Source organism: Acinetobacter suaedae (assembly GCF_008630915.1).
Taxonomy (GTDB): Bacteria; Pseudomonadota; Gammaproteobacteria; order Pseudomonadales; family Moraxellaceae; genus Acinetobacter; species Acinetobacter suaedae.
In genome coordinates this window covers 281,522-298,008 of sequence record NZ_CP043909.1, presented here as the reverse complement: position 1 = coordinate 298,008, position 16,487 = coordinate 281,522, and the positions used below count along the sequence as shown (strand labels likewise).

At 40.3% G+C, this 16,487-nt stretch carries 13 protein-coding genes; all 13 read right to left on the bottom strand.

What is annotated here, in order from left to right; genetic code table 11:
- The 13 genes from F2A31_RS01395 to aroK all read right to left on the bottom strand — a co-directional run bounded on the left by F2A31_RS01395 (position 1) and on the right by aroK (position 16,456).
- Positions 1-1,641 (bottom strand): PglL family O-oligosaccharyltransferase, encoded by a 1,641-nt coding sequence (locus F2A31_RS01395; protein WP_150024865.1) that lies wholly within the window; start codon positions 1,639-1,641, stop codon positions 1-3.
- A gap of 146 nt (positions 1,642-1,787) precedes the next feature.
- Entirely contained in the window at positions 1,788-2,228 is a 441-nt protein-coding gene (locus F2A31_RS01390; protein WP_150024864.1) for a pilin, read from the bottom strand.
- Positions 2,229-2,373: 145 nt separating this feature from the next.
- Positions 2,374-3,111 carry a TfpX/TfpZ family type IV pilin accessory protein gene (gene tfpZ, locus F2A31_RS01385; RefSeq protein ID WP_150024863.1) on the bottom strand — a complete coding sequence of 246 codons (738 nt, stop codon included), beginning with the start codon at positions 3,109-3,111 and terminating at the stop codon, positions 2,374-2,376.
- Positions 3,112-3,189: 78 nt separating this feature from the next.
- Positions 3,190-3,675 carry a pilin gene (locus F2A31_RS01380; RefSeq protein WP_407643273.1) on the bottom strand — a complete coding sequence of 162 codons (486 nt, stop codon included), beginning with the start codon at positions 3,673-3,675 and terminating at the stop codon, positions 3,190-3,192.
- A gap of 351 nt (positions 3,676-4,026) precedes the next feature.
- Entirely contained in the window at positions 4,027-4,587 is a 561-nt protein-coding gene (locus F2A31_RS01375; protein ID WP_150024861.1) for a TPM domain-containing protein, read from the bottom strand.
- Complete coding sequence (locus tag F2A31_RS01370; protein WP_150024860.1) at positions 4,581-5,642, bottom strand: TPM domain-containing protein; 1,062 nt, start codon at positions 5,640-5,642, stop codon at positions 4,581-4,583. The genes F2A31_RS01375 and F2A31_RS01370 overlap by 7 nt, the downstream gene beginning before the upstream one ends.
- Positions 5,643-5,666: 24 nt before the next feature.
- Positions 5,667-6,257 carry a LemA family protein gene (locus F2A31_RS01365; protein WP_004641306.1) on the bottom strand — a complete coding sequence of 197 codons (591 nt, stop codon included), beginning with the start codon at positions 6,255-6,257 and terminating at the stop codon, positions 5,667-5,669.
- Between the two features lie 173 nt (positions 6,258-6,430).
- Positions 6,431-7,321: a metal-dependent hydrolase gene (locus F2A31_RS01360; protein ID WP_017395603.1), complete on the bottom strand. Its 891-nt coding sequence runs from the start codon at positions 7,319-7,321 to the stop codon at positions 6,431-6,433.
- 170 nt (positions 7,322-7,491) lie between these two features.
- Complete coding sequence (locus F2A31_RS01355; RefSeq protein ID WP_150024859.1) at positions 7,492-8,913, bottom strand: glutamate synthase subunit beta; 1,422 nt, start codon at positions 8,911-8,913, stop codon at positions 7,492-7,494.
- 70 nt (positions 8,914-8,983) lie between these two features.
- A complete protein-coding gene (gltB, locus tag F2A31_RS01350) occupies positions 8,984-13,462 on the bottom strand; it encodes a glutamate synthase large subunit (RefSeq protein ID WP_171490545.1) in 4,479 nt (1,492 codons plus the stop codon).
- Between the two features lie 460 nt (positions 13,463-13,922).
- Positions 13,923-14,792, bottom strand: a complete 870-nt coding sequence (locus F2A31_RS01345) for a hypothetical protein (protein WP_150024857.1) — start codon at positions 14,790-14,792, stop codon at positions 13,923-13,925.
- 15 nt (positions 14,793-14,807) lie between these two features.
- Positions 14,808-15,893 (bottom strand): 3-dehydroquinate synthase, encoded by a 1,086-nt coding sequence (gene aroB / locus F2A31_RS01340; RefSeq protein WP_150024856.1) that lies wholly within the window; start codon positions 15,891-15,893, stop codon positions 14,808-14,810.
- A gap of 20 nt (positions 15,894-15,913) precedes the next feature.
- Entirely contained in the window at positions 15,914-16,456 is a 543-nt protein-coding gene (gene aroK / locus F2A31_RS01335) for a shikimate kinase AroK (protein ID WP_150024855.1), read from the bottom strand.
- Between the last annotated feature and the right edge of the window lie 31 nt (positions 16,457-16,487).

Here is a 16,487-nt window from a genome sequence, read left to right as displayed (position 1 = left end):
TTAGCTTTTAGGCTGACCCACCACCTGCTCAAAAGTAAATTGTTTCCGATATAAACGATTCCACACCGTAATATATTCTTTCGCCTCAGTTTCTTTACCGTTATAAGCCAATAATTGCGCATATTTCTTAAGATTATACGGTGTTGCACGATTTTTCACGATCTTAGCTAGTTGTTGTAACTCAGCATCAGACATTTTTGTATTCGGTGATAATGCAATCCAATTTAAACGCCACTTAAATTGCGTCAACAAGAAAAGCTCCGAACTCCCTAGAATACTGACTGTTGGCTGCTTACTCGCAAACACCAAACGACTATTCTCTTGGTAAAGCTTATAATCTCGCCAAATGAGAAGCATGACCACAATTGCAATCACCCATACACAACGCACAATATTCTTATGAACTTCAATTCCTTTTAAATTCGGCGTTTGTGACTGAACTAACCCAAGTAAGAAGCCCATAGGTAATAAGAAATAGGCATAGCGCTGAGGAAACTCTAACATGGCATGAATCAGGATCGCTGCAACCATGAGCATCGCTACAATCGAAACGGTTTCTTTGCTGTGTAGATTCAACCAAAATAGCCACAATCCCACATACCCGATAATTAACAACCCGAGTGGAATACCATTCCACACTAATACATCTAAAAGAATATTATGTGAGCTGTTAAACCAAACTTGTACTGTATTGAATTCCAGGCTTTCCACAACCGCAATACTGGTTTGATTCCAGCCATAGCCCCACCACGGCTGTTCTGCAATCGCATGAACAATCTGCATCCACATACCTAAACGTTCGTGCCCACGGCTAGCTCGATCAACAATAGAAGCCGTTTGTGTCACCGCCGAACTTAGCTGCTCAGTACTGATCCACTGTGTCAACCATGGCAATAGATAACTAGAAAGCAAGACAAATACGGCGCTCCATAGAACAAGTTTAGGGAAGTTTAATCTTGGGCTATGACGGTATTGTTTATAAGTCCAGTAAACAAAAGTAAAAATTAATACTATCCAAGAGGTTCTTGACTGCCCCAAACTAATTGCAAATAAGATCAGTAAGCTGGATGGGATCAACAACCATAATGCTGCTTTTTGTTTTTCATACAGGTAAAGCGCGCCAAATAGCCCGACAATCAAGAAGGTTGCCATATTATTCGGCTGTCCAAAATTGGCAAAGGGACGACTCCCTCTCAATTGATTGATAAAGCTAAAATGCGATTCCAACTTTAACCATTGCAGAATTGCCATCAAACTCGTTAGCACTGCTGTTGCTAAAACGAGATAACTAAATCCTTGCATCAATTGTTCACGGCGGTTTGGTTGCTGTAGCGATAAGTTAAAACCCAGCACGACCATCAACCAAAACGTAAATAAATAGAACACACTTAATAATGCGATACTTAAATCACCAATTAAACCGAAACCCCACTGAATGAGTGGAATCGACATCATCGGCAGCATCCACAGTTGTGCTTTTGGTATTTTTATATTTTGGTTGAATGCTAAAGTAAAAAGTGAAATTGCAGCTGCAAATCCAGCGAGATCACTGGAAAATGTCACCCATGGATAGGTATGGAATGGCGAGAGCCATGCAAAGCCAAGCAAAATGCTGGCGAGAATAAAACATAAAGCTTGCATAAGATGTAGAAAAATAAGGCTTCGCTGTAGTATATAACGAAGCCTTTTGTTGATCACAATTTGGTGTCAAAAACTACAATTTAATACGATGAATTTATCACACTTATAAATAATACTTTACCTTTTATCAATAAAACTGATAGGCATTATTTACATGCATTTGGTCTAAATTTTGTGTTTAAAGTGCCTGGTGTACAAGTCCACGTTGCAGCACCATCTGTAGTTTCAAAAAAAATAGTTTGCCCATTTGCAACACCTGTTGTCATAGTCATAGTGATTTGGCCTACAGGATAAACCCCTGTAACAGTATCACTCATCTCAGAATATTTACCTACTAAAGTAACATTTACCTCACTACTATTAGGCACAACATTTACTCCAACAAACTTAGTTGGCCAAGCAGCATGGTTCCAACCATAATCTCCTAAGATAGATTTCATTCCCGAACCCAAAATAAGAGCTTCTGAAACCTGTGCCCTAGTAATATAATCTCTATATGCAGGCACAGCTATAGCGGCTAAAATTCCAATAATGAGAATAACGATCATTAACTCAATTAATGTAAAACCTTTCATTGTAGCGTCCATGTTGTTTTCCCACTTTATTTAATGTGATTACTCAACAAGAATCGTGCCAAATAAATATTGCATTAAAATCAATAAATTAGATTACAATCAGTTATATTAAAGATAAAAAAAGACAATTATTGTCACAACCTCACACTTCTATTATTTACCAAGGTCTTAAATCAACAATTGCAATAGGTTTAGCATTTGTCCCAATTAATGCAGCCATGTCTATTTCAATACCTTTGACAGGTAAGAAACCAATTATGTTTTCATGTGAATATACTTTAAAAACTTCCTTAACATTTTCATTTTTATTATATTTATATAAATCATTAAGCGGAATAAGCTTAGACTCAATCTGCTCTTCCCTATTCTCAAATGGCTGGTAGGTTTCAGGACGACTTGCCAAGCTATTTCCAAACATTTCATCTTGTTTTTGTTGAAAAGCAATTTTAGGGTCAGAAGAATAGACGGCACTAACCCAACGCGGTTGTGAAAAAATATATGGCTTATATACTTTATCAATTTTCAAATTAGATTCATATTTTAAATCTATCTCTCTAACCAGCTCAATATCATCTACAACAAATACTTGAAAAACAGGCCTTCCTTGTACAACTGTATGCAATCCATAAAAGTAAGCTGCTAACTGGATCACCACAACAAGAAATAAATCAATTTTTAATTCTTTCTTCTTCGGGTTAAAAACGGTAAAAGTTAATAATGGTCCAAGAATTAAATCAATGACAAGAATAATCCAAAAGACTGTGCCAACACCCATGGCTTTATCCAATGGTGCTGGATACCACAGATGAAATACCAAGAATAAAGCAATCAACAATAAAAATAATGAAAATAAAATATGTACAGCCATGGCAGATAGGCGCTGTTTCCAATTCATATGCAATATTCTCCTTACATGGCGATTTAACAATAAAAAAGACCTCGAAAGGTCTTTTTGTAAATATGCATTTAAATATTAAGGTTTACATGCATTTGGTAAGTATTTTGCATCAATTGTAGTGCCAGTTGCAGCTGCTGCCATTGTATCAGTTTTTGTATTACCACATGCCCAAGAACTTCCGCCATCAGCGGTTGTAAATTGTAAAAGATTACTACCCGCAGTTGAAGCTTTACCAGTTGTCATTTCAATTTCAAGCACGCCATCTGGATAAGTACCAATATCAGCCCCTGTAGTTGATATAACTTGAGAATATTTACCAACTAAAGTTGCATTCAACTCACCAGCAACAGGTGTTGCAGTTGGGCCAACCAAATCTGGCCATTCATTTTTATCCGCACCATATTCTGCCAATGGAGCTTTTAAACCACCACCTAGCGTTACAGCTTCAGACACTTGCGAACGAGTAATATAATCTTGATACGCAGGAATCGCAATCGCCGCCAAAATACCAATAATCGCGACTACGATCATTAATTCAATAAGAGTAAAACCCTTTTGCATTGTGTTCATAACATTCTCCAATGTATAAATTTTTATAAGCTTTATTCAGCTACTTGTATTCAGCATGTTTTATGCCAGCTCCTAGCTTAGCCAATTTTAACTCAAAAAAACAGTGACTTAAAACATTATTGGCACTGATCACAATTAATGCAATTCAGACACTTTATGAAAAAATATGACAATTAACGTCATGTTTATCTCATTCTCTACGCTAAAAGTTCCTCCCATTTTTGATGATTTTCGAATTGTTTTAAAATTGAGCGAAATAAGTCACATAAAAAAAATTGTAACCAACACAACCATTCATCGTTAAAATTTGTCTTTTCATCATGCAAATGTATATCTATAAGATCAATTCAAAATAATCGGCTCATTCGGCAACTCATTGGTTTGCTCAGGAATCGGTTGATCATAATATTGCCCTAGCACTTGACCAATTTTTTCAATGCCCACCAACACGCCCTGCTGATATTGTTTGTTTTTTAATTTTTCGATGATCAAGGTACAAATTTGCTCCCAAGTTTCCACATCCGTTGCATTTTTTAAACCTCGATCAATCACAATTTCAACTTTTCGCTCGCATAAATTTAAATACAACAACACACCACTATTCAGTTCTGTATCCCAGACCCCAAGTTCAGCAAAAAGCTGCTGAGCACGCAGACGTGTATCTTGATAATAAGCCTGGGAACACGGTATGTGCCCTTCAATAACAACTTGGATCTCTCCAACATGCCCCTGCTCGGCTTGATGTACACCTTTGGCAATCTCAACACGGTCCTGTTGATTAAAATAACGATGTGTCGCAGAAATATATAAAAAGTGTTTAAACCAACGTTTTAAACTGGGTGTGACACGCTCATCCAACTTCGGTTGAGTAATAATCTGTGTTGTGTCTGTTTTCGTTACCATGAGCCTGAAGCACCTCCTCCACCAAAACTACCGCCACCGCCACGGTAGCCTCCACCACCAAAACCGCCACCTCCGCCGCCGCCACGTCCGCCACCAGAGAGAAAAGCCTGAAAAATGAGTTGTGCTAAGGAAGTAATCAATAAAAAGAATACACCGATGCCCAAAATTAAACTCATCACAACACCAGCGCCATTGACCAATCCTGCAACAGCAGCAGCTACACCAGCAGTTGATGCACTCAGACGCTTTCCAACCACAAATGATCCAATCACACCAGCAACCAGAATAAACAGCGCCATCGACATGGTGTTCTCTTTGGCTTGTTGTTGCTGTAATGCTCGTTCATGGCGTTTTTTTAGTTCTTGTGCAGATTGTTGTGCAATTTCAGGATCAAGATTCACAATACGGGTAATTTCATCCAATCCAGCAGAGATACCTTGTGCGTACTGCCCTTGTTTAAATGCAGGGGTGATTTGATTGCGAATAATTCGACTCAATACCACATCAGGCAACACGCCTTCTAAACCATAACCCGTGAGGATTTGAATGTTCCGATCATTAATCGCAATGGCGATGAGCAAGCCATTGTCTCGTTTCGCTGATCCAAGCTGCCATTGCTCCCCTGCTCTCAATGCAAAATCAAAAATCGCCTCTTGCCCTGTAGTTGGCACAATAATCACACCAATCTGAGCCTTACCTTGTTGGTATAGATTCAGAATCTTTTGATCTAATTGCTGTATTTCAGTAGCAGTCAGAACCTTCGCCTGATCAATCACAGGTTGGTTGAGTGTTGGCAGCCCTCGAATGGACTCTCCATCAACCATATCGTTGGCAACTTCGATAGATGTTTGAGTATTTTGATTGCTAGTGGTCGAGGTCGAAGGTTGGGCTTTTTGTTGCTCTTGAATAATTTTGCCTGCAATCAACACATCGCTTTGATCTGTTGCAGTTGCTTGCTCTGCCCATACCTTATGCTGAAAACAGATTGCGCTCAAAAGAAGCATACAAACGACGACCAATCGCTGTTTGTATGTTTGCTTCAATGTTTTCAGCATAAAATTACTCCCAAATATTCAAAGTTAATTAAATGAAACCGTAGGAGCTTGTTGAGCAGATTGTTCCGCCTTGAAGTTTTCTTTGGTTTTCATGCCAATCACTTTAGCAGTCATGACTTGTGGGAATTGGCGTGAATAAGCATTGTAATCTTGAACACTGGTAATATATCGATTACGAGCGACTGCAATACGGTTTTCCGTACCTTCAAGTTGCGCTTGTAAATCTCGGAAATTTTCATTGGCTTTAAGATCAGGATAATTCTCTGAAACTGCAATCAGGCGAGATAGTGCGCCAGTCAATTGACTTTGTGCTTGCTGGTAACGCTCAAATAACACAGGATCTTCCAGGACTTCTTTATCCACTTTTAAGCCTGCAACGTTAGAGCGTGCCTGTGTGACTTCGGTCAATACTTGCTCTTCATGTTTGGCATAGCCTTTCACGACATTCACTAAGTTAGGTACAAGATCAGCCCGTCGTTGGTACTGGTTTTGCACTTCTGACCATGCAGCCGTCACTGCCTCATCTTTAACTTGCAATGTGTTATAGCCACAACCCGTGAATAGCAATGTACTTGCCAAAATTGTTGCAAGCGCAGTTTGTTTCATCAGTTTCATACCTATTTATCCTCAAGTTTTTCTTTATATTTTTAACGATAATTTATTGTAATGTGATTTTCTAAGCGCTGTGTAAAGTTTATTAAATTTGATAGTTCAATATTTAAATAAAAAAGGCATCACTTCCATGTTTGAAGTAATGCCCCACTAAACAAAATTTTTGTCGACTTAGATTAACTATAAATTTTGGATGCTGTTTCTTCTTGAAATGAAATCATGCCATATTCATCAGCCATACGTGCTTTCCAATAATTGACTAACTTCGTATAGTCATGTTTGGCAGGGTGGAAATCCGCTTGATAATACGATAAGTATTCAGGAATCAGTTGAATTAACATTTTTACAAGTAAATAAGTACCAAATAAATTACCGCCGACTTTAGGCAAACTTTTCCATTTATCCTGCCAAATTAAACGCGTCGTTCCATAAAAAACCAAACTCGCAAATCCTGTGGTGACGCTACGCATCAACAAACGGCGAATACGATCATCTCCATACACTTCTTGGTAAACATCAAAGGCCACGGAACGATGCTCAATTTCTTCAATCGCGTGCCAGACCCAGAGTTTCATTGCGTCATCGTCCAAGGTACTCAGAATCTCTGGATGTCTGAGGATATATCCCCCTAACATCGCAGTAAAATGTTCAAAAGCACAGGTTAAAGCCAATTGTAATTTCGGATGTATATTACGAAGTGCATCATCTCGCTTTGCTAGCCACGCTTGGAAACGATCTAAATTATAGTCATCGCGTCGCCATGCATCATTGAATTCAGTGTGTGCCTTGGAGTGCATCGCTTCTTGACCAATAAAAGCAGCAATCTGTGCTTGTAATTGAGGATCTTTGACTTTATCTCGCACATTGCGAACACTATTGACAAAGTATTGCTCCCCAATCGGAAATGTAGAAGAAAGTGCCGTTAGCAGATGAGACATCAGTGGAGAATTTGCAAAATAATGCCGCTTAATTTTTTGTGGATTAAATTGCAAACGTCGCACCGTAATTCCTAAGGCTTTAGGGCGATTTAAATAGCTTTTTTCTTGATTTACATTTGCAAGTGCCATGTTGAATGCCTGCACAATTTCTATACTGAGTTTGAGTATTGCGCCGGAAAAACACCATGGACAGGGCAAAAAAGCTTATAAAATTTGCTAAAACTACCAAACAGACCAGATGAAAGAACAAAGCCTGCGAAATGCAGGCTTTGTTTAGATCTGATTTTAAAGCTAAAAAGTTAGACACCGAGATAATCTAAAATACCTTCAGCAGCTTGACGGCCTTCCCAGATTGCGGTTACGACAAGATCTGAACCACGTACCATGTCCCCACCAGCAAAAATCTTTGGGTTAGAGGTTTGGAATTTAAATTCTTGTTGTTCAGCAGCGACCACACGACCAGAACCATCAAGACTAACTTTTACATCCGCAAACCAATCAGCTGGACTTGGGCGGAAACCAAATGCAAGCAAGACTGCATCAGCTGGCAAAACTTCTTCAGAGCCTGGAATAGGTTCAGGACTACGGCGACCACGACTATCAGGCTCACCCAATTGGGTTGTTACTACTTTAACGCCAGTTACTTTCCCATTCTCGCCAACAATTTCAATTGGTTGACGATTAAATAGGAATTTCACACCCTCTTCATAGGCATTTTTCACTTCACGCGCAGAACCCGGCATGTTACTTTCATCACGACGATAAGCACAAGTGACTTCTTGTGCGCCTTGACGCAACGAAGTACGGTTACAGTCCATTGCGGTATCACCACCACCAAGGACAATCACTTTTTTACCATCAACACTGATATATTCGCTTGGATCTTTTTCCCAACCTTGGCAACGATTTACGTTTGCAATCAAGAAATCCAATGCGTCATAAACACCATCAAGATCTTCACCCGGGAAGCCACCTTTCATGTAGGTATAAGTCCCCATACCCATGAACACTGCATCGTATTCAGCAAGTAGTTGCTCGATTGTAACGTCCACACCGATTTCAGTATTCAAACGGAATTCGATGCCCATCCCCGTGAAGATTTCACGACGACGCTTCATCACATCTTTTTCCATTTTAAATTCAGGAATACCAAATGTGAGCAAACCACCAATCTCAGGGCGTTTATCAAATACCACTGGTTTAACACCACCGCGCGCAAGAATGTCTGCACAACCTAAACCCGCTGGTCCAGCACCGATGATGGCAACTTTTTTATTGGTCCATTTTACGCCAGACATATCTGGACGCCAGCCTAAAGCAAAGGCAGTGTCATTGATATATTTTTCAGCATTACCAATCGTTACTGCACCAAAACCATCATTTAAGGTACAAGCACCTTCACACAAACGGTCTTGTGGACAAACACGACCACATACTTCTGGCAAGGTATTGGTTTGGTGGCACAGCTCGGCTGCTTGGAAAATTTGACCTTCTGCAATCAGCTTTAACCAGTTAGGAATGTAATTATGTACAGGACATTTCCATTCACAATACGGGTTACCACAACCTAAACAACGATGCGTCTGATTCGCAGCCACTTCCGCAGTAAAAGGTTTATAAATTTCCACAAATTCTGCTTTGCGGACAGTAATATCTTTTTTCTCTGGATCTTGGCGTGGTACGTCCAGAAATTGAAAGTCATTATTGAGGCGTTCTGCCATGTCTCTCTCCGTGGGTAGGCGCAGCGGTTTTTTCACCTCTGCACCTGCCTATGTCTTTGCAGTCGTGGAATTATTGTGGATCAGCTTGGGTTGTTTTCAAAAGCGTTTGCAAATTAGCAGCTTTTGGTTTTACAAGCCAGAACTTACGACTATAGAAGTCGAATTCATTACGGATTTTGTAAGCCCAAGCACTGCCTGTTTCTTGGATATGCTCATCAAGAATACGTAATAGATATTCTTTATGATCTTCCATCGCTTCTGTCGAGATACGGTTGAGGTCAATTAACTCATGGTTGTAGTAGTCAACAAAGTCATTGTCGAGGTCAAGCACATAAGCAAAACCACCCGTCATACCTGCACCGAAGTTGTGACCAACCTTACCTAATACAGTCACCACACCACCCGTCATATATTCACAACAGTGGTCTCCTGCACCTTCAATTACTGCAAATGCACCTGAGTTACGAACGGCAAAACGCTCACCTGCGGTACCCGCTGCAAACAACTTACCGCCTGTTGCACCATATAAACAAGTGTTACCAATAATTGCAGTATTTTGTGTTTGGAATGGTGAACCTTTTGGTGGGAAGATCGACACACGACCACCCGCCATGCCTTTACCGACATAGTCGTTAGCATCACCTTCAAGTTTGATATGTAAGCCACCTGCATTCCACACACCAAGTGATTGGCCAGCGGTACCAACTAAATTCATCACAACAGGGCTGTTTTCCATACCCAAGTTGCCATAACGACGTGCAATCTCACCTGAGATACGCGCACCGATTGAACGATCACAGTTACCTACAGTAAAGTTAAATGAGCCACCTGTACCTGCTTCAATCGCTGGCAGCATTTCTTCAACCATACGCTCAGCCAAGACACCTTTATCGAATGGCTCATTGCCTTGAACTTGGCAATATTGTGCCTTGCCTTCTGCTGCAGGATGAGAAGTTAATAATGCACTTAGGTCTAAGTGTGCATGCTTTTCAGTTTCACCTGGTAACACTTCAAGCAAATCAACACGACCAATCAAGTCTTTCAGTGATGAAACACCTAATGCAGCCAACCATTCACGGGTTTCTTCTGCAATAAACTTGAAGAAGTTAATCAACATTTGTGGCTCGCCAATATAATGCTCTTGGCGTAAATGGTCTTGTTGTGTTGCCACACCAGTTGCACAGTTATTTAAGTGGCAAATACGTAAGTACTTACAACCTAATGCGATCATTGGCGTAGAACCAAAACCAAAACTTTCAGCACCTAAAATTGCAGCTTTGATCACATCCAAACCTGTTTTTAAACCACCATCAGTTTGAACACGAACCTTACCACGTAAATCGTTTACACGAAGAGCCTGATGCGCTTCACTTAAACCCAACTCCCATGGTGAACCAGCATGGTGAATCGACGAAAGCGGTGAGGCTGCTGTACCACCGTCATAACCTGAAATGGTGATGAAGTCTGCATAAGCTTTTGCGACACCAGCGGCAATAGTCCCTACACCCGGCTCAGATACTAATTTTACTGAAACCATTGCTTGAGGATTGACTTGCTTCAAGTCAAAGATCAATTGCGACAAATCTTCAATCGAATAAATATCGTGGTGTGGAGGTGGAGAAATCAACGTCACACCCGGCACCGAGTAACGTAAACGAGCAATCAAGCCATTTACTTTACCACCCGGTAGCTGACCACCCTCACCTGGTTTTGCACCTTGTGCCACTTTAATCTGCAACACTTCAGCAGAAGTTAAGTACGCTGGTGTTACACCAAAACGACCTGATGCGATCTGTTTAATTTTAGAGTTACGAATCGTGCCATAACGTGCAGGATCTTCACCGCCTTCACCAGAGTTCGAACGACCACCAATAGTGTTCATTGCGATCGCAATGGCTTCATGTGCTTCTGGAGACAATGCACCTAGAGACATACCCGCAGAGTCGAAACGCGGAAGAATATCTTCTATGCTTTCAACCTGATCTAATGCAATTGAATTGGCTGTTTTTAATTTAAATAAGTCACGGATCGTCGCAATTGGACGATTGTTGACTAGCTCAGCATACTCTTTAAAATCTTGGTATTGACCAGAACGCACCGCTTTATGAAGTGAATTAATCACATCCGGGTTAAACGCATGGTACTCTTTACCAAAGACAAACTTGAGTAAACCACCTTGATCAATCGGCTTACGGTTCTGCCAAGCCGTTGTTGCCAATTTTTTCTGATCATTTTCTAAATCGATAAAGGTCGCACCTTGAATACGGCTCGGTACGCCAAGGAAGCATTGATCTACAACTTCATCGGATAAACCAACGGCTTCAAATAATTGGCCACCGCGATAAGATGCAACCGTAGAAATACCCATTTTAGAAAGTACTTTTAACAAGCCTTTCTCAATCCCTTTACGGAAATTCGCTTGTGCGTGAATTGGATCACCCAATAACTCACCTTTAGCAACCAAATCATTGATTACGTCATAAGCTAAGTACGGATACACTGCTGTTGCACCAAAGCCAAGCAATACAGCGAACTGGTGTGGATCACGTGCAAAGCCCGTTTCAACCAAGATATTCGCATCAGTACGCAAACCAGTTTTAATCAAATGATGATGAACTGCACCAGTTGCTAATGCGGAGTTGGCAGGCAAGAAACCTTCACGAATATTTTTATCCGTTAAAACAACCAAAGTTTTACCATCACGAATTGCTTGTGCTGCTTCTTCACAAATACGTGTAATTGCGGCTTGTAAACCTTCTGATTCTGGATAATTTAAATCAATGTCAACAACACCATAACCTGCACGCTCCTTTTCGACATTGCGGAGCTGCTGCATTTTCGAGTTGGACAATACTGGACTTGCAATAATGATCCGATCTGCATGCTCAGGACCTTGCTCAAATACGTTTTGCTCACGACCTAAACAAGTTTCCAATGACATTACAATTGATTCACGTAATGGATCGATTGGTGGATTGGTGACTTGCGCAAATTGTTGACGGAAATAGTCAGAAACATGGCGCACTTGACGAGATAATACGGCCATTGGGGTATCATCCCCCATCGAACCAACAGCCTCTTGACCACTTTCAGCAATCGGGCGTAATAACTGATCACGCTCCTCAAATGTCACCATAAACATTTTTTGAGCTGCTTTTAATTGATCGCCAGTTAAACCTTGATCAATTAATCTCTCTTCAAGTTCAGGATTTGCTTTCAGACGAATAGCATGGTCACGTAACCATTCACGGTACGGGCGCATATTTTTAAGATGGTTGCTAACGTCTTTAGTATCTAATACTTTACCTGTCAAAGTATCGACCACTAAGATTTGACCTGGACCAACACGACCTTTAGATACCACATCTTCTGGATGATAATCCCATACACCGATTTCTGATGCGAGTGTGATGTAGTCATTCTTTGTGATCACCCAACGCGCTGGACGTAAACCATTACGGTCAAGCATACAAATCGCATGACGTCCATCTTGAATAACTAAACCAGCAGGACCATCCCATGCTTCCATGTGCTTAGAGTTAAACTCATAAAATGCACGTAAGTCTGCATCTAAGGTTTCAACGTTTTGCCATGCTGGTGGAACAAGCATACGCAACGCACGGAATAAATCCATACCACCACCAACAAGGATTTCAAGCATATTATCTAAGCTAGAAGAATCCGAACCAGTACGGTTTACAATTGGATTTAACTCAGTTAAACCTGGGAGTAATGGGTTTTCAAATTTTGGTGTACGTGCCAAAGCCCAATTACGGTTTGCCGTAATTGTATTAATCTCACCATTATGAGCAAGATAACGGAATGGTTGAGCCAATGGCCAACGTGGTAATGTATTGGTTGAGAAACGCTGGTGGAATACCACAATATGTGACTTTAAACGCTCATCGGCTAAATCTGTATAAAAGTCAGCAATCGCTGCCGGCATCATCAGACCTTTATAACTGATCACCGTTGTAGCCAATGTCGTTACATAAAACAAAGGATCGTTTTGTAATTGTTGTTCAGCACGACGACGCGCTAAAAAGAGTTTACGATTAAACTCAACTTCAGTTAAACCCATTGGGCAATTTACAAGAATTTGTTCAAATGCTGGCAATGATTGCAGTGCAATTTCACCTAAAGCATCATTATTAGTCGGTACAACACGCCATGTTGCAACCGTCAAACCTTCCGCTGCAATTTCTTTATTCAGAATATTTTTTGCTTTTTGAGCAAGTGCAGGATCAATATTTAAAAATACGGTACCAGCAGCAAAAACTTCAGTTAAATTAACCCCTAATTTTTGCGCTTCATCACGGAAAAATTGTTTAGGCATAGCCAATAACAATCCGCACCCATCTCCTGTCTTACCATCTGCGGCAATACCACCACGGTGCGTCATGCAACTTAAACTGTGAATCGCGGTTTCAACTAAATGATGGCTTGAGTCCCCTTTCATGTGGGCGATCAAACCAAAACCACAGTTATCCTTAAACTCATGAGGTTGATATAAACCTTGAGCGGGAGCTACAGTATTAGGCGATGGCATGTGCATAGCGTACCCTTCTTTTAACATGGCTCTTTCGAGCAACAAACAATCAATTCATTTTCTGCGATATTGCCGATTAACTCATACAAAGTTCAATGCTTCGCGAAAACATTTTTCATGGCGAATTTGCAATATACGTCTTTCTCATCCAAGAATCAGCGTATTTACCATGTAATGTGTTTTCAGTTATTACACCTTAGCAAGGCTTTGTAAAGCAGAAAACTTTACATTTCACCAAATTAATGAGTCATTTAGCACCAAAAAGAACATTGAGCAGACAAATTAGCACCACAAAAAAGCAAAAAACATGCCAACAGGGTATAAAATTACTAAATCATTAAAAAAATTAAAATAACTTTAAGTTATAGTGATCTAAGGCTAAGATTTATTGCATAAAAATGCACCACAAAAAAGCATAACGCTACAATATTGACCCAATTAAGCACCAATTTAGTGCTTATTAATTAAAAGGATCACTGATTTCACGCTTAGCAGAATCTGAATTTTCTTTTATTTTTTCTGCATTTGTTGGTGCATTAACAGCAGATTGATTTTGCTGAACATTCACAACATTCCCTTGTGCATCACGACGGGTCACCGTTGTTCTCACTGTAGTCGATGCATCTGTTGAAGTCGTTTTATTTGCTGACGTAGAACCTCGGCTCGTTCCAAGCAGTAAAGTTTCATCAACCTTTGGTAAAGCTGCTGGTTTTAGTTGTATCTCATAAAGACGATTGGTTGCCAACTTCATCTCTTCAGCACCCAAATCATTCACTAAATCTGCATACACTCCTAGTCGTTGCGCTTTTGGCTGAATTGAATCAGGAAGCTTTAAGTCTAGTTGTGTGAATTGTCGATTTGCTTCATCCGCATTCGCAAATAGACCATATGCCAAAACATATTGCTCAATTTGATCTGGACTACTTAAACGGAAATAAACAAACTTTTTACGATCTGAACGATTTAACAAAAAGTTTTTAATAATTGCCTCATTTGAACTTCGAAAAATCTCAACAATCCACTTTCGCTGATTCTCTTTTATATATTTCGTCCCACGGAACTCTGGAAGGTGTTCATTTGCGACAACAACACGTGCTTTTAAATCCAAAGGTCTCACACTATCTGACAATGCTCCCAGATGCGTAGTTGCAGCGACTTTTTCTGGTTGAATTTGTACAGACACATCAATTTTCGATGGTTGCTCAACCTCAACCAAAGCGTCACGATCAGTCACTGCCCAAAAAACCAATGCAGCAATTAAACAAGCGAGTGCTAGAACCAGCCAGCTATATTGTTGAATATTTTGCCAAATTGATCGTGACACAGCCATGCTTTCCTTCGTGATTTATGATACAGATTGATTTGCAAGAATAGATTGTTTCATCAGCTCGATGTCAAAGTCTTTGGTAATTACCGCTTGCCCTAATCTTTGAAGCAAAACTAGACGCAATTGCCCATTCAAAACTTTTTTATCATGCGCCATATAAGCTAGAAACTCATCTAATGGAATTTTTGGACATGATATCGGTAAATTAGCACGTTGAATGATTTTTTTTGTACGCTCTACATCTTCAACTGAAATCCACCCCAAACGCTGCGATAAATCTGCAGCCATGACCATGCCTGTAGCTACAGCTTCTCCATGCAACCAAACACCGTAACCCAAATAAGATTCTATCGCATGACCAAAAGTATGACCTAAATTTAATAAGGCTCGTTCACCTTGTTCTTTTTCATCATTGGCAACAATACGTGCTTTGTGAGCACATGAACGATAAACTGCTTCAGCCAATAAGTTTGCATCACGAGCAACCAATGCATCCATATTCTGCTCTAACCATACTAAAAAGTCTTGATCACCCAATAATGCATATTTAATGACTTCAGCCAAGCCTGCTGATAATTCTCGATCAGGCAAGGTATCCAACTGCGCCATATCCGCAAGTACCACCTGCGGCTGTTGAAAAGCGCCTAGCATATTTTTTCCCAAAGGGTGATTAATTCCCGTTTTACCTCCAACACTCGAATCCACTTGAGATAAAAGAGTTGTTGGAACTTGAATAAAATTCACACCACGCTGAAAACATGCAGAGGCAAAACCTGCCATATCCCCAATTACTCCACCACCTAAAGCGAGGACAGTGCAATCACGATTAAAACCTGACTCTAATAATGCATCAAAAATCAAATTAAGATGTTGAATATCCTTATATTGCTCACCATCCGGCAAAATACATTCAGCAACTTGTTTATTCAATTGAATGAGTGCGTCTTTATAGCTTTGCAAATATAAAGGAGCAACTGTGGTATTTGAGACCAACATGACTTGTCGCCCATGGAGATATGGCTCAAGCAAAGCTTTAGGATCTAAATGACTACCAATAAAGATCGGATAACGACGCTCACCTAACTCAACATATAATGTTTGCATAACTTAAACCAACTACAGACTTACTTAACTTGTTTAGACAAAATCACTTGCAGAATTCGTTGAGCCAGATCCCGTGCTGCACCTTGATTGGTCTCAATCACATAATGCGCAACCTCACGATATAAAGGATCACGGATTGCTAATAAATCACGCAATTTCTGCTCTGGATTTTCAACTTGTAATAATGGACGATTTTTATCTCGATAGGTTCGCTGTAGTTGAAGTTCTACAGGAGTGTATAGATAAACAACAATACCTCGTTGTTTTAAAAGCTCTCGATTCGGAAGCTGAGTTACAGCCCCTCCGCCTGTTGCTAAAACCAGCGAAGAGCGAGCAGTCAAATCATTCAACACATTTGTTTCACGTAAACGGAATCCCACTTCACCTTCTTTTTCAAAAATCCATGGAATCGTCGCTCCTGTTTTACGTTCAATCTCATGATCACTATCCATGAAATCACGTCCTAACAGCTCAGCTAAGTGTCTACCAACTGTTGTTTTCCCTGCCCCCATTGGCCCTACCAAATAAATATTTGGTAGGGATTCAAACGCTTTGCTTGGCAAATGCGCCACCTATATTAATTGCGATTATTGA

Excerpts from the sequence above, each read along its gene's own strand:
- F2A31_RS01395 (WP_150024865.1), bottom strand. The coding sequence starts at position 1,641 with ATGCAAGCTTTATGTTTTATTCTCGCCAGCATTTTGCTTGGCTTTGCA.
- F2A31_RS01390 (WP_150024864.1), bottom strand. The coding sequence starts at position 2,228 with ATGGACGCTACAATGAAAGGTTTTACATTAATTGAGTTAATGATCGTT.
- tfpZ (WP_150024863.1), bottom strand. The coding sequence starts at position 3,111 with ATGAATTGGAAACAGCGCCTATCTGCCATGGCTGTACATATTTTATTT.
- F2A31_RS01380 (WP_407643273.1), bottom strand. The coding sequence starts at position 3,675 with ATGCAAAAGGGTTTTACTCTTATTGAATTAATGATCGTAGTCGCGATT.
- F2A31_RS01375 (WP_150024861.1), bottom strand. The coding sequence starts at position 4,587 with ATGGTAACGAAAACAGACACAACACAGATTATTACTCAACCGAAGTTG.
- F2A31_RS01370 (WP_150024860.1), bottom strand. The coding sequence starts at position 5,642 with ATGCTGAAAACATTGAAGCAAACATACAAACAGCGATTGGTCGTCGTT.
- F2A31_RS01365 (WP_004641306.1), bottom strand. The coding sequence starts at position 6,257 with ATGAAACTGATGAAACAAACTGCGCTTGCAACAATTTTGGCAAGTACA.
- F2A31_RS01360 (WP_017395603.1), bottom strand. The coding sequence starts at position 7,321 with ATGGCACTTGCAAATGTAAATCAAGAAAAAAGCTATTTAAATCGCCCT.
- F2A31_RS01355 (WP_150024859.1), bottom strand. The coding sequence starts at position 8,913 with ATGGCAGAACGCCTCAATAATGACTTTCAATTTCTGGACGTACCACGC.
- gltB (WP_171490545.1), bottom strand. The coding sequence starts at position 13,462 with ATGCCATCGCCTAATACTGTAGCTCCCGCTCAAGGTTTATATCAACCT.
- F2A31_RS01345 (WP_150024857.1), bottom strand. The coding sequence starts at position 14,792 with ATGGCTGTGTCACGATCAATTTGGCAAAATATTCAACAATATAGCTGG.
- aroB (WP_150024856.1), bottom strand. The coding sequence starts at position 15,893 with ATGCAAACATTATATGTTGAGTTAGGTGAGCGTCGTTATCCGATCTTT.